This is a genomic window from Pseudophaeobacter sp., assembly GCF_039971195.1.
Lineage (GTDB): Bacteria > Pseudomonadota > Alphaproteobacteria > Rhodobacterales > Rhodobacteraceae > Pseudophaeobacter.
On the sequence record NZ_JBDWPJ010000093.1, the window covers coordinates 1 to 11854 of the forward strand.

General features: G+C 59.0%; 12 protein-coding genes. 7 read left to right on the top strand and 5 right to left on the bottom strand.

Going from position 1 to position 11854, the window contains the following annotated elements:
• The 3 genes from dacB to ABJP42_RS08215 all read right to left on the bottom strand — a co-directional run.
• On the bottom strand, positions 1-1201 hold a 1201-nt coding region (dacB, locus tag ABJP42_RS08205; protein WP_348339844.1), incomplete at its 3' end, for a D-alanyl-D-alanine carboxypeptidase/D-alanyl-D-alanine endopeptidase.
• 238 nt (positions 1202-1439) lie between these two features.
• Positions 1440-2051, bottom strand: coding sequence for a nicotinate-nucleotide adenylyltransferase (locus tag ABJP42_RS08210; RefSeq protein ID WP_348339845.1), 612 nt, complete (start codon positions 2049-2051; stop codon positions 1440-1442).
• A gap of 162 nt (positions 2052-2213) precedes the next feature.
• Positions 2214-2585 (bottom strand): DUF805 domain-containing protein, encoded by a 372-nt coding sequence (locus ABJP42_RS08215; protein WP_348339846.1) that lies wholly within the window; start codon positions 2583-2585, stop codon positions 2214-2216.
• Between the two features lie 238 nt (positions 2586-2823).
• On the opposite strand from ABJP42_RS08215, the gene ettA reads away from it, so the two are divergent.
• The 3 genes from ettA to ABJP42_RS08230 all read left to right on the top strand — a co-directional run bounded on the left by ettA (position 2824) and on the right by ABJP42_RS08230 (position 5629).
• Entirely contained in the window at positions 2824-4491 is a 1668-nt protein-coding gene (ettA, locus tag ABJP42_RS08220) for an energy-dependent translational throttle protein EttA (protein ID WP_348339847.1), read from the top strand.
• 89 nt (positions 4492-4580) lie between these two features.
• Complete coding sequence (locus tag ABJP42_RS08225) at positions 4581-4871, top strand: hypothetical protein (RefSeq protein ID WP_348339848.1); 291 nt, start codon at positions 4581-4583, stop codon at positions 4869-4871.
• Positions 4872-5257: 386 nt separating this feature from the next.
• Positions 5258-5629, top strand: a complete 372-nt coding sequence (locus tag ABJP42_RS08230) for an eCIS core domain-containing protein (protein WP_348339849.1) — start codon at positions 5258-5260, stop codon at positions 5627-5629.
• A gap of 954 nt (positions 5630-6583) precedes the next feature.
• On the opposite strand, the gene trxA is transcribed toward ABJP42_RS08230, so the two are convergent.
• A complete protein-coding gene (trxA, locus tag ABJP42_RS08235; RefSeq protein WP_348339850.1) occupies positions 6584-7012 on the bottom strand; it encodes a thioredoxin in 429 nt (142 codons plus the stop codon).
• A gap of 155 nt (positions 7013-7167) precedes the next feature.
• On the opposite strand from trxA, the gene ABJP42_RS08240 reads away from it, so the two are divergent.
• A complete protein-coding gene (locus ABJP42_RS08240; protein WP_348339851.1) occupies positions 7168-7749 on the top strand; it encodes a L,D-transpeptidase in 582 nt (193 codons plus the stop codon).
• 271 nt (positions 7750-8020) lie between these two features.
• Positions 8021-8227, top strand: coding sequence for a cold-shock protein (locus ABJP42_RS08245; RefSeq protein ID WP_027241328.1), 207 nt, complete (start codon positions 8021-8023; stop codon positions 8225-8227).
• 57 nt (positions 8228-8284) lie between these two features.
• Here ABJP42_RS08245 and ABJP42_RS08250 read toward each other — a convergent pair whose 3' ends face one another.
• The gene (locus ABJP42_RS08250; protein ID WP_348339852.1) at positions 8285-8950 is read right to left on the bottom strand and encodes an arylesterase; all 666 of its coding nucleotides are present in this window, start codon (positions 8948-8950) and stop codon (positions 8285-8287) included.
• Between the two features lie 50 nt (positions 8951-9000).
• Here ABJP42_RS08250 and ABJP42_RS08255 point away from each other — a divergent pair, with 50 nt between their 5' ends.
• Both ABJP42_RS08255 and ABJP42_RS08260 read left to right on the top strand, forming a co-directional pair.
• Entirely contained in the window at positions 9001-9708 is a 708-nt protein-coding gene (locus tag ABJP42_RS08255; protein ID WP_348339853.1) for an ABC transporter ATP-binding protein, read from the top strand.
• Positions 9705-11854, top strand: a 2150-nt coding sequence (locus tag ABJP42_RS08260) for an ABC transporter permease (RefSeq protein WP_348339854.1), incomplete at its 3' end; no start/stop codon positions are given. The genes ABJP42_RS08255 and ABJP42_RS08260, both read left to right, overlap by 4 nt.

Sequence of the window (11854 nt, forward strand, 5' to 3'; positions counted from 1 at the left end):
GCGCCCCGGTCTTATAGGCGGCCACTAAGACCCGCAGCATGGAGCTGGGCGCCACCCGCGAAGCCTCTCCCAGGCCGGAATGATCCACCATTTTGATCGAAGAGACGTCGTATTTTGACCGCGCCCAGCGCGACATCTCAGCAGCGGAATCCTTCAGGCCCTTGGGAGGCTTGCCGCGTTTGGCCGTGGCCGCCATGCCGATCATCTCGGCCATCAGGTTGTTGGAGTATTTCAACATGCCTTTCAGCATCAGATCCAGCGGCGGGCTGTGATGCTGCGCCAGCAAGGTTGCCGTCGGCAGTGACGAAATGCGCTTGGCGGGTTTCAGCTTGATCCCATGCGCCCGCGCCATGGTGCGAAACACATCTGCGGCATATTCAGCCGGACGCCGCACCGGCAACCAGCGCGAACCGCCATTGCCCAGCGCCTTGGAGGCGACAGTCCAGCTGTCGGCGCCACCACGGTCCGCATAGGTGTAAACCGGCAGCGCCCGATTGGCGACTTTCATCCGCGCCATGCTGACCTCGGGGCGGTATTTCTCAGTGCGGGCATCCATTTGGACAGACCAGCTGCTGCCCGCCCGCTTCCATTCAAAATGCACCCGGTTGAAGTTCAGCGCGATGCCAGAAACCGCCGGGCTATAGCCCACGTGATCCGGCTGATCCGCATCAATGGTCCGCACCCGCGGCAGGGCCCCATCGTAAATCTTGAAGCCGCCGCGCACCTCGCGAATACCCGCGTTTTTCAGAGCACGCGCCAGCTGCGCCAGATGGTCCGTGTTGAGCATCGGATCGCCGCCGCCCGCCAGGATCAGATCGCCTTTGAGCACCCCGCCCTGCAGCGTCCCTGCAGCCAAAAGCCGGGTGGCGAAGCGATGTTTGGAGCCCAGATGTTCCAGCGCGTAAAGCGCAGTGAGCGCCTTGGCGACGCTGGCCGGAGGCAGGGCCGCCTCACCGTCATGGGCTTCCAGCTGTTTACCACTGCCGACCTCTGCCACCGCACAGGCCACCTGGCCAGATAGGCCAGAGCGCGCCAAAAGCGATTTGAGACTGGTTGTCGGGGCGCCCTGAGTTGCCCCAGAAGTGAGAATGGCAGTGGCGCGGGATTGCGGGCGCAGCGAGGTCTTGGGCGCGTTGGCCAAGGCTGCCGGCGCGGCAAGTGCCGCTGCAGCGGCGGAGAGGAAAAAACGTCTCGAAAGCATGTCAGTCAATTTCTAATAAAATTGCCGCAAAACGGCAAATGGAGTCCGTCCTAAATACCTGTGCCATAGCTCATACCCCAAACGCAGTGGAACCGCCTGCAAAAAGTTAACTCTGCCACCACTTCCCCCAAAACCCTTTTTTGGGGGAAAGAGTGGCAGCTACGGCCAGTCTAATACTGCAAAGGGTCGCCAAGATGGCAGCTTTGGGCTTATTTTCGGGTCAAATCAGCCCAATTCCTTAACTCTCCGTGACCGACCATTCCCCAGTGGCGCGGATCGCAGAGGAACTCGCGGAAATCATCGGCACGTTGACAAAACACCAGGCCGGAGCCTCTGCCTGCGCCAAAAGCTGGCTCTGGCTGTCCTTGACCATCTGCGCGCGGTAGATCCGCGCTGCAGGCGACAACCGCGCCGAGATCCGGTCTCCGGGACGGGCCAATACCCCCACAGGAACTGTTTCGATGATCTGTTGCCAGTCTTTCCAGTGATGGAAATGCGCCAGATTATCGGCCCCCATCAACCAGGTGAACCGCACGCCCGGATAAATCCTGCGCAGTTCTCGCAGGGATTCAGCCGTATAACGCGTGCCAAGCTGCACTTCGATATCGCTGATCCGTACCCTTGGGTGATCCATCACCTGCTGCGCCGCCGCAATGCGCCGTGCCATGCTGGCAGGGGCACGGGTTTTCAGCGGATTACCGGGCGAGACCAGCCACCAGAGCTGATCCAGATTGAACCGCTTAAGCGCCGCACGGCTAATCTGCACATGGCCCAAGTGGGCCGGATCAAACGACCCGCCCAGCAATCCCACGCTCATGCCTGCCCGTAGATATGGAAACTCCTGCCTCATCCGTTGGTTGATGCACATAAAACACCAGAATTCCAAGCCCCAACCACACAGCGCACCGCCTCTTTGAGGCATAGCGCAACTGCCCAGCCGCTTCACAAATTCCAAAAGGCCCTCAAAATGAGGACCTTTTGTGCCTGCAGATAATCATTTAAAGGACGGGACCTAGGCGGTCACACCACCCGCCTGCTGCAGGTGGTCGTAGCCGTATTTATTATCCCCTGCGGTGCCGGGGTAAAACAGCAGCACCAGCGCAAAGATAATGCCCACATAGGGGATCGCTCCAAGCAGAACCAACCAGCCGGTCCAGCCACAGTCACGACAGCGTTGTGACCCCACCGCAAGGCTGGAAATTGCCAGAGGGATATAGATCACCAGCATCACGACCCAAACGATACTGTTGTTAGGTCCCATCACCCCGATGAGCGCCCCAATGGGCAGTGTAATGGCGAAGAGAGACAGAATATAGAAGACATAGCTCTTTCTATTTCTGCGGCCTTCAAATGCGAACAGATCTTGAAAAACAGGTTTAGACATAACAAAAACTCCCTAAAGGGCTAAACACACAAAAAACCACGCCACTAAAAGCGTGGCAGCAAAAAACCGATGAAATGTATCAGCTGCGCGCGACGCTAGTACAACTCCCGCCCATCAATCAACCCAGTCTTTGTAGCGGCACCGGGAATACCCCAGGGCGGCGCATCCCGCATTGCCCCCCGCTCTCCCATCCGCTATCACACCAGCCAGCAAGATTTCCCCATCATGGAGCAGTCACATGGCCGCCTATCAATACGTTTACCACATGCAGGGGGTCTCCAAGACCTACCCCGGTGGCAAGAAATGCTTTGAAAACATTCACCTGTCCTTCCTGCCCGGTGTAAAAATCGGTGTCGTCGGCGTCAACGGCGCGGGTAAATCCACCCTGATGAAAATCATGGCCGGGCTCGACAAGGATTTCACCGGTGAAGCCTGGGCCGCCGAGGGCGCCAAAGTCGGCTATCTGCCGCAGGAGCCAAAACTGGACGAGAGCCTGACGGTGCGTGAAAACGTCATGCTCGGCCTGGGAGAGAAAAAAGCCAAGGTCGACCGTTTCAACCAGATCGCGGTTGAGATGGCTGAAAACTACACTGACGAGCTGATGGAAGAGATGACCGCGCTGCAGGATAGCATTGATGCGGAAAACCTCTGGGATCTGGACAGCCAGGTTGATGTCTCGATGGAGGCGCTGCGCTGCCCGCCGGATGATGCTGAGATCGCCAACCTGTCCGGGGGTGAAAAACGCCGGGTTGCCCTGTGCAAACTGCTGCTCGAAGCGCCTGACATGCTGCTGCTCGATGAACCGACCAACCACCTGGATGCGGAAACCATCGCCTGGCTGCAGCAGCACCTCATCGACTACAAGGGCACCATCCTCTGCGTCACCCACGACCGGTATTTCCTCGATGATATCACCAGCTGGATCCTGGAACTGGACCGCGGCAAGGGCATCCCTTACGAGGGCAACTACTCTGCCTGGCTGGAACAGAAAGCCAAACGGCTGGAGCAGGAGGCCCGTGAGGACAAGAGCAAGCAGCAGACCCTGCAACGGGAACTCGACTGGATGCGTCAGGGTGCCAAGGCACGTCAGGCCAAAAGCAAGGCCCGGATCAACGCCTATAACGATCTGGCCGAACAGTCCGAACGCGAAAAGCTCACCCGCGCCCAGATCGTCATCCCCAATGGCCCGCGTCTGGGCAACAAGGTGATCGAGGTCGAAGGCATCTCGAAACACTATGGTGACAAGCAGCTGGTCGAAGGCCTGTCCTTTGACCTGCCCCCCGGCGGTATCGTCGGCGTGATCGGCCCCAACGGCGCCGGTAAATCCACCCTGTTCCGCATGCTGACCGGCCAGGAACAGCCCGACAGCGGCACGGTCTCTTACGGCGACACGGTGAAACTCTCCTATGTCGACCAGTCCCGCGACGACCTGAAGGACAATGAAACAGTCTGGGAAGCGATCTCTGGTGGGGCCGAGATCATCGAACTGGGCGACGCTCAGGTCAATTCCCGCGCCTATTGTTCTTCATTCAACTTCAAAGGTGGCGATCAGCAAAAACCGCTGAACCTCCTGTCCGGTGGTGAGCGCAACCGTGTCCACATGGCGCGTCTGCTGAAAGAGGGCGGAAATGTTCTGCTGCTCGATGAACCGACCAACGATCTGGACGTGGAGACCCTGCGGGCGCTCGAAGACGCGCTGGTTGATTTTGCCGGCTGCGCCGTGGTGATCTCCCACGACCGTTTCTTCCTCGACCGGATCTGCACCCATATGCTGGCCTTTGAAGGCGACGCCCATGTGGAATGGTTCGAGGGCAACTTTGAGGACTACGAGGAAGACAAGAAGCGCCGTTTGGGCGCCGACGCCCTGGAGCCCAAGCGCCTGAAGCACAAGAAGTTTGTGCGGTGAGTGAGTCGCTCTCTCAAGCGAATATATGGCTTCCAATTTTGGGGGCCTTTGGCCTTGGTTCTGTAGTCACAGCTTTCGTCCAAAGCTAGTTGTCTTCTCGCGCCAAGAATACTGAGCGTAGTTTTCAAGAACGCAAGGAGGCCTATGTGGGCCTCCTTGAAGCTTATCATCAAGCCGCAATTGCACACACGGGCAATCAAGAAGCCGCAGCCAAGAATTTTGCCTATTGGCAGTTGAGATGTGAAATCGTCGGACCAAGGGCAGTTAGGGATGCCATAAAAGAAATCGTTTTGACCAACGATGATCGAAAGAAGCGATCCTTGGCTCATGAAGAACTAAAGTCATCAACCCGGCGAGATCTTACAATCGCTTCGAATTGAGTGACGCCAGGTGTCACGCAACCCAAGGCCCGCACCTGACCTCGGCGAGGTGCGAATGCGCCTTCATCATGCTGAAAGCATGCCTCTGGCATGACAGAAAGGTCAGGCGCGGGCCAGGCGGCCCAGGGACAAGCCCGCAACTGTCATCTTCCAAAGCAGCCTGCGTCAGCGTTGGGCTCCGCCCGTCCACACTTCAAACAGCACCCCGTTCGTTTTGTTAGTCAGCGGACAGCCCATCATCTTTCCAAAAATATTCTCGCCGAAGGCAAGGCAGGATGGCGCCGGCTTTCCGCTCCTATCTCCCTTGCATTTTGCCATTCGCCAACCCTGCGCTAGGCTGGGCAACAACCAGCCTGTATTTGTTTTCTGTTTGAAAGGGTCCTTCCATGCCGATCACCCCCGAAGAAGTTGTTTCCAAGGTCGAAGCCACCAAGGGTAGAAAGGCTAAGCGCAGAAAACTGGACAGCTCCCCGGAAGGCACCAAGGGCAAAAAACTGCCCAGCGATCTGCGCAAAGGATTGGAAGCGCATTTTGGCAGCAAGCTCGCCAAGGTCAGGGTGCATACCGGTGGCAATGCCAAGGATCTCTGCAAATCCCTCAGAGCCAAGGCCTTTACCATTGGCGATAATCTCTATGTCGCCCGCCCCGCCAGCGCCAAAAGCAACGACCTGCTGGCGCATGAGTTGGCCCATGTCCTGCAACAGGGGCGTGGCCGGATGCCAAAACCCCGCGATGGCATCGCCCTGGTGTCAAAATAGGCCCCGTCCAAAGCGCCTGGACACTGCCTTTTTCCAGCAAGAAACCCGCGCAATTCTGGCGTAAACCTCCCGAAAATTGCCCACCGCAGGGCACAGTTTAAACAAAATCTTAACCTTTTCTGGCTGTATTGATGAGACAGTGACGCGCTAGGTTTACCCGGCGGCTTTAGGTTGAGAGAGAAACAAAATGGCTTTTGTGAGTATCATGTTTGGATCCATTTTAGGCCTGATCTCGGCCGGAACCGGTGTTGCGCTTTTTGACCTTCAGATCTGGCAAGGAATCGCCCTCTATTCGGCCTCAGGAGTTCTGTTTTCCGCTGTGACAATCCTTGCCCTGCTTCTGCGGTCCAAGTCAGACCTCAAGTCGCAGATTTCAGGCGACCGATCAACCGCGCCAGTGTGATTGCAAACCAGCTCAGCCTATCAGCATGGCACCAATCATCGGTTGCACTGCGTTAAGACCAGCCCCCGCAAAATAAGCCTTTCGAAAACCTACATTTTTCCCTAAGCTTTTAGCACCGGCTTGGGAGGGGCGTTGTTTGATCTGGGTTAGCGCAATAACTGGCACGCTTTTGGCCCTGATTGCGGGCTTAGCATGCGGGCTTCTTTTCGATTTTCCGCTCTGGCTTTGCTGCCTGATCTATCTGGGCGGATCACTCAGCTTCACTTTGATAATTTTGGCTTTTCTTCTCCTTTGGCGAACCAAAAAATCCGAATCCAAGGAAACTGCCTCCGCGGAAAGCTCCCGCCCGAGCCTTGAAAACTGCCCGAGACCCACTTCTACAACTGAATGAAGTTTTAAAGAAACAGAGAGACCTCCTCTCGGAGACCCCTTGCTTCTAGTTTCGCCTATTCCACATCTACCTCTCCCCTGTTCAACCCTATCTGCCGCTCAAAACTGAGAGGACTGCATTTCGGGGGCTGAGAGTGTGTCGGCAGCCCTCCGCGAGTTTTCTAACGCGCTTTGACCCAGGCCACGATCTGGCCTTCGCGCAGCGCCCCGGACTGGCGCTTTTTCTCTTTGCCGCGCTCAAACGCCACAAGGGTTGGAATGCCTTTGATCCGGAAACGACCGCCCGTGGATTGATGCCGCTGGGTGTCCAGTTTGACCAGTCGCGCCTGGCCGGACAGTTTCTTGGATGCCTTGGCAAATTCCGGCCCCATCATTTTGCAAGGCCCGCACCAGGGTGCCCAGAAATCCACCACCAGGGGCAGATCATCGTTCTGCGCTGCCTTTTGCAGGACCGCAGGATCCACATCGACTGGCTGTTTTGAAATCAGCCCGGCGCCGCAACTGCCGCATTTGGGGCCAGCACTCAGTTTTTCCTCGGGCACCCGGTTCAGCTGCGCACAGGTCAGACAGGTAAGGGTTTTGGCAGCCATGATCGTTCTCCAATGCTCGGACCCTGCGGGATATAGGCCATCTGCCCGCGACCACAAGACATCACATTCCCTCTATGTTTGCCCCCCTATGCTTGACCACATGTCGGGACGGACGCAGACTGACCTGGTAATTTGTTCCAATCCGTGAGGCCCTGATGATTTCCCGCCGCGCTTTTTCGATCTCCACCCTGGCTGTTTTATCAACCACACCCATCACATCTCTAGCACTGTCCAGCCCGGCCCTGGCCAAATCCGCCCCGGTCTTTGACCCCACCCCCCAGTATGTCCGGATCAAAAAGGAATACCTACCGGGCGAGATCCTAATCTTGCCTCGGTCCTACTACCTTTATTTTGTCACTGAAAAGCGCAAGGCGATCCGCTACGGAGTTGGTGTTGGCAAGGCTGGTCTGGAATTCACCGGCTCAGCCCTGATCGAACGCAAACGCGAGTGGCCCAGCTGGCGGCCCACCCAGGAAATGATCGAGCGCAGCCCCCGCAGCTACAGCCGTTTTGACGGCAACAGCTATGTTCAGCCCGGCGGCCCCGATAACCCCTTGGGCGCTCGGGCGCTTTACCTCTATCAAAATGGCATCGACACCTATTTCCGTATCCATGGCACCACCCAACCCGAAACCATCGGCTCTTCGGCCTCCAATGGCTGCATTCGGATGTTGAACGAACACGTGACTGATCTTTATGAGCGTGTCCCACTGGGAACCAAGGTCACAGTTCTTTGATCTGAGCCATTCCCGCGCTGGCAGCCGCAAATCTGCACAACAGGCAGGCATTTTTGCAACGCCGCTCGGAACTCCAGGCCAGGTAGCCATTCTGCCTGCCTCAGTGTGGAGAATTTTCTTGCGTGATGGCTTCTTCTGTCCAATGCTGTCATCGCTGGGTCATAAAAGGGGTGCTATTTGTCCCTGATCGGTGGACCCCCACCAGAATGAGCGAGCCATACTGCCGCATGTTGCGGGCAGAGCGCGTGAGAAGAAACTAGGAGAAGAGACGATGGCAACTGGCACCGTCAAATGGTTCAACACCACAAAAGGCTTCGGCTTTATTGCCCCGGATAGTGGCGGCAGCGACGTATTTGTTCACATTTCCGCAGTTGAGCGGTCCGGTCTGACTGGCCTCGCGGACAATCAGAAAGTGAGCTACGAAATGCAGCCCGGCCGCGATGGTCGTGAATCAGCAGTAGATCTCGCGCTGCTTTAAGCCCAAGAAGACAATTCATTCTGGCGGCCCCTGTTTGGGGCCGCTTTTGCGTTTAGCCTAGCCCTCCGCCGCTTCGCTGGTGATACGCGCCATCAATTGCTGCACCACCGGCCCTAGGGCTTCGACATTCAGCGCCACGCCTTTGGCATTGGGATGAATGTTATCCCCCTGCATATAGGCCTGCGCGGCAGCCGGGTCGGGGCCCGCTACCGCGCGAATTCCGGCAAATGCATCCGGGTGCAACAGCGCGTCAAACTCCTGGGCAAGCTCGGCGTAGATCCCATCAAAACTGGCCTTATAGGCTGGCCCGTAGTTGCCCGGCGCCTGCATTCCAATCAACAGAACCTCCACCTCCTGCGCCTGGGCCGCCACAAGGATTTTTCGCAGGTTGGCTCGGGTCTCGGTGGGCGGCAGCCCGCGCAGCAGATCATTGCCTCCCAACAGGACCACCAGCCCCTGCGGGCTATCAGACAATGTCCAATCAATACGTGCCGCGCCCCCGGCAGAGGTATCGCCTGAAACACCAGCATTACTCAGCACAACCTCCTGGTTCTGTTCCTGTAGCCAGGCCTCAAGCTGCGGCACCAAACCCTCGCCCTGCGGCAGCCCGTAGCCCTGAACCAGACTGTCGCCAAAGGCGGTGATCCGCAGTGCGTCGGCCCGCGCAGCCGGGGCGACAGTTCCAAAAATAATAATGCCCAACAGGGCCCAAACCTTGCGCATCGCAGCAAATGCTCCATATCCGATAGAGTATATTCAACAGGCGCAGCTTCATGACAGAAACAGATCCACCCGTTCTCCACCTCAAAGATGCGTCTTTAACGCTGAATGGCAATACCGGACCGGTTCAAATTCTTCAGGACATCTCACTGGATGTCACCAAAGGCGAGACATTGGGGCTGATCGGCCCCTCCGGATCCGGCAAGTCTTCGCTGTTGATGCTGATGGGGGGGTTGGAGCTGGCCACAGGCGGGCATATCTCCGCACTCGGCCAGGATCTCACCGCCATGGATGAGGACGCCCTGGCGCGATTTCGCCGTGACCACATGGGGGTTGTTTTCCAAAGCTTCCATCTGATCCCGACGATGACAGCGCTGGAAAACGTCGCAACACCGCTGGAACTTGCTGGCCGCCGCGATGCCTTTGAGGTGGCGCATGCCGAGCTGGAGGCCGTGGGTCTGGGCCATCGCGCCGGCCATTTCCCCGCGCAGCTCTCCGGCGGCGAACAACAGCGCGTTGCCCTGGCCCGCGCCTTGGCACCGCGTCCTGCAATCCTGCTGGCGGATGAACCCACCGGCAATCTGGACGAGGCTAACGGCGCCGCGGTGATGGATCTCTTGTTTGGTCTGCGCGACCGCTACGGGGCGACGCTGATTATGGTCACCCACGCGCCCGAGCTGGCCACGCGTTGTGATCGGGTGATCCGCCTGCGCGACGGCCGCCTGGCAGAACCTGAACCTGCAACCGAGGCGGCGGAATGACGGGTATGGCTTCCACGCCCGCCTCTTCCTTTCGCCTGGCCTGGCGTTTCGCCCTGCGCGAGCTGCGTGGTGGCGTCAAAGGTTTTCGCATTTTCCTCGCCTGTCTGGCACTTGGCGTTGCCGTGATTGCAGCCATTGGCTCTATCCGTGCCTCGATCGAGGCCGGGTTGACCCAGGAAGGCGCCAGCCTGCTGGGCGGCGATGCCGAGCTGACCTTCACTTACCGCTTTGCCAATGACGAGGAACGCGCATGGATGGCGGGGCATTCCGAGGCCCTGTCGCAGATCGTCGAGTTTCGATCCATGGCCACAGTGGGCGAGGAACGCGGTCTGACCCAGGTCAAGGCCGTGGACAGCGCCTATCCTTTGGTGGGTCAGATCGCGCTGCAGCCTGATATCCCCCTCGAGGAAGCCCTGGCTGGCAACGGCGAACTGCCCGGCGTCGCCATGATGCCAGTATTGGCCGACCGCCTGGGGCTAAGCCCCGGTGATACGGTCCGTTTTGGCACCCGCGACTTTGTGCTGATGGCCACCATTAAAACCGAACCCGATGCCGCAGCCTCCGGCTTTGCCCTTGGCCCGCGAACTCTGGTGGCGCGGCCCTCGCTGGACGGCTCTGGCCTCTTGGCGCCTGGGTCGCTCTATTCCACCAAATACCGGCTCACCCTCCCCGCGGGCACCGACCTTGACGCCCTGCAACAAGAGGCCCGCGCCCAGTTCGAAGACAATGGCATGCGCTGGCGCGATGCCCGCAACGGCGCGCCGGGTATTGCCACCTTTGTTGAACGGCTTGGCGGATTTCTGGTGCTGGTGGGCCTCTCTGGCCTGGCGGTGGGCGGCGTTGGTGTCTCTGCCGCCGTGCGCGCCTATCTGGCGACCAAGACAGAAACCATTGCCACCCTGCGCACCCTTGGGGCTGAGCGGCAGGTGATTTTCCTGACCTATTTTCTGCAAATCGGCGCATTGACCCTGCTTGGCGTCACCATCGGGTTGGTCCTGGGCGGGCTTGGGCCGATCCTGCTTGGGCCACTGATTGCGGCACAACTGCCTTTCCCGGCGCTGTTTGCCGTTTACCCGGCCACGCTAATTGAGGCCGCGCTCTACGGTTTCCTCACCGCCTTTATCTTTGCCCTCTGGCCTCTGGCCCGGGCCGAACGTATCCGTGCCGCCTCACTATTTCGTGGCGCATTGGGCGAAGTCGGCCGCCTGCCTGCGCTGCGCTATGTGCTGGCCACCTGTCTGGCCTTAGCCACTCTTGTTGGCTCTGCCGCCTTCTTCTCTGGCGCCGCAGAACTCACGCTCTGGACCGCAGGCGGGTTGATGGGGGCGCTTTTGGTGCTGTTGATTGCCGCCCTTGGACTTGGCTGGCTGGCGCGGCGTGGCGCGCAGATCACCCGCGGACGCCCGGCACTCCGTTGGGCGCTCGCCGCCATCGGCACCTCCCGCGATGGCGCCGTGCCAGCGGTACTGGCCCTGGGTCTCGGCCTGACCGTTCTGGCCGCCATTGGCCAGATCGATGGTAATATGCGCCGCGCCATTGCGGGCAATCTGCCGGATGTGGCACCCTCCTATTTCTTTGTCGATATCCAGCGTGACCAGATGCCTGCCTTCCTCGCCCGCGTCGATGGCGACCCGGCTGTGAGCAAGGTCGAAAGCGCCCCGATGTTGCGGGCAGTAATCACCAAGATCAACGGCACCCCTGCCCAGGAGGTAGCCGGCGATCATTGGGTGGTGCGCGGGGATCGCGGTGTGACCTATGCCGCCGCCCAACCCAAAGGCACCGAAGTAGTGGCTGGCAGCTGGTGGCCTGACGACTATACCGGCCCACCGCAGGTCAGCTTTGCCGCTGAAGAGGCCGAAGAGCTGGACCTGAGCCTAGGCGATACCATCACGCTGAATGTGCTGGGCCGTGACATCCAGGCCGAGATCACCAGCTTTCGCAATGTCGATTTCTCCACTGCCGGTATGGGCTTTGTACTCACCCTGAACGAGGCTGCCCTGGCTGGCGCCCCGCATAGTTTTATCGCGACGGTCTATGCCGAGACCAGCGCAGAGGCGCAGATCCTGCGCGATCTGGCGCGCGAGATGCCCAATATCACCGCCATCCGGGTGCGCGATGCCATTGACCGGGTCTCTGACATCCTGCG

Coding starts and splice junctions, on each gene's coding strand:
- ABJP42_RS08210 (WP_348339845.1), bottom strand. CDS start 2,051: ATGAGGCAGGAGTTTCCATATCTACGGGCAGGCATGAGCGTGGGATTG.
- ABJP42_RS08215 (WP_348339846.1), bottom strand. CDS start 2,585: ATGTCTAAACCTGTTTTTCAAGATCTGTTCGCATTTGAAGGCCGCAGA.
- ettA (WP_348339847.1), top strand. CDS start 2,824: ATGGCCGCCTATCAATACGTTTACCACATGCAGGGGGTCTCCAAGACC.
- ABJP42_RS08230 (WP_348339849.1), top strand. CDS start 5,258: ATGCCGATCACCCCCGAAGAAGTTGTTTCCAAGGTCGAAGCCACCAAG.
- trxA (WP_348339850.1), bottom strand. CDS start 7,012: ATGGCTGCCAAAACCCTTACCTGTCTGACCTGTGCGCAGCTGAACCGG.
- ABJP42_RS08240 (WP_348339851.1), top strand. CDS start 7,168: ATGATTTCCCGCCGCGCTTTTTCGATCTCCACCCTGGCTGTTTTATCA.
- ABJP42_RS08245 (WP_027241328.1), top strand. CDS start 8,021: ATGGCAACTGGCACCGTCAAATGGTTCAACACCACAAAAGGCTTCGGC.
- ABJP42_RS08250 (WP_348339852.1), bottom strand. CDS start 8,950: ATGCGCAAGGTTTGGGCCCTGTTGGGCATTATTATTTTTGGAACTGTC.
- ABJP42_RS08255 (WP_348339853.1), top strand. CDS start 9,001: ATGACAGAAACAGATCCACCCGTTCTCCACCTCAAAGATGCGTCTTTA.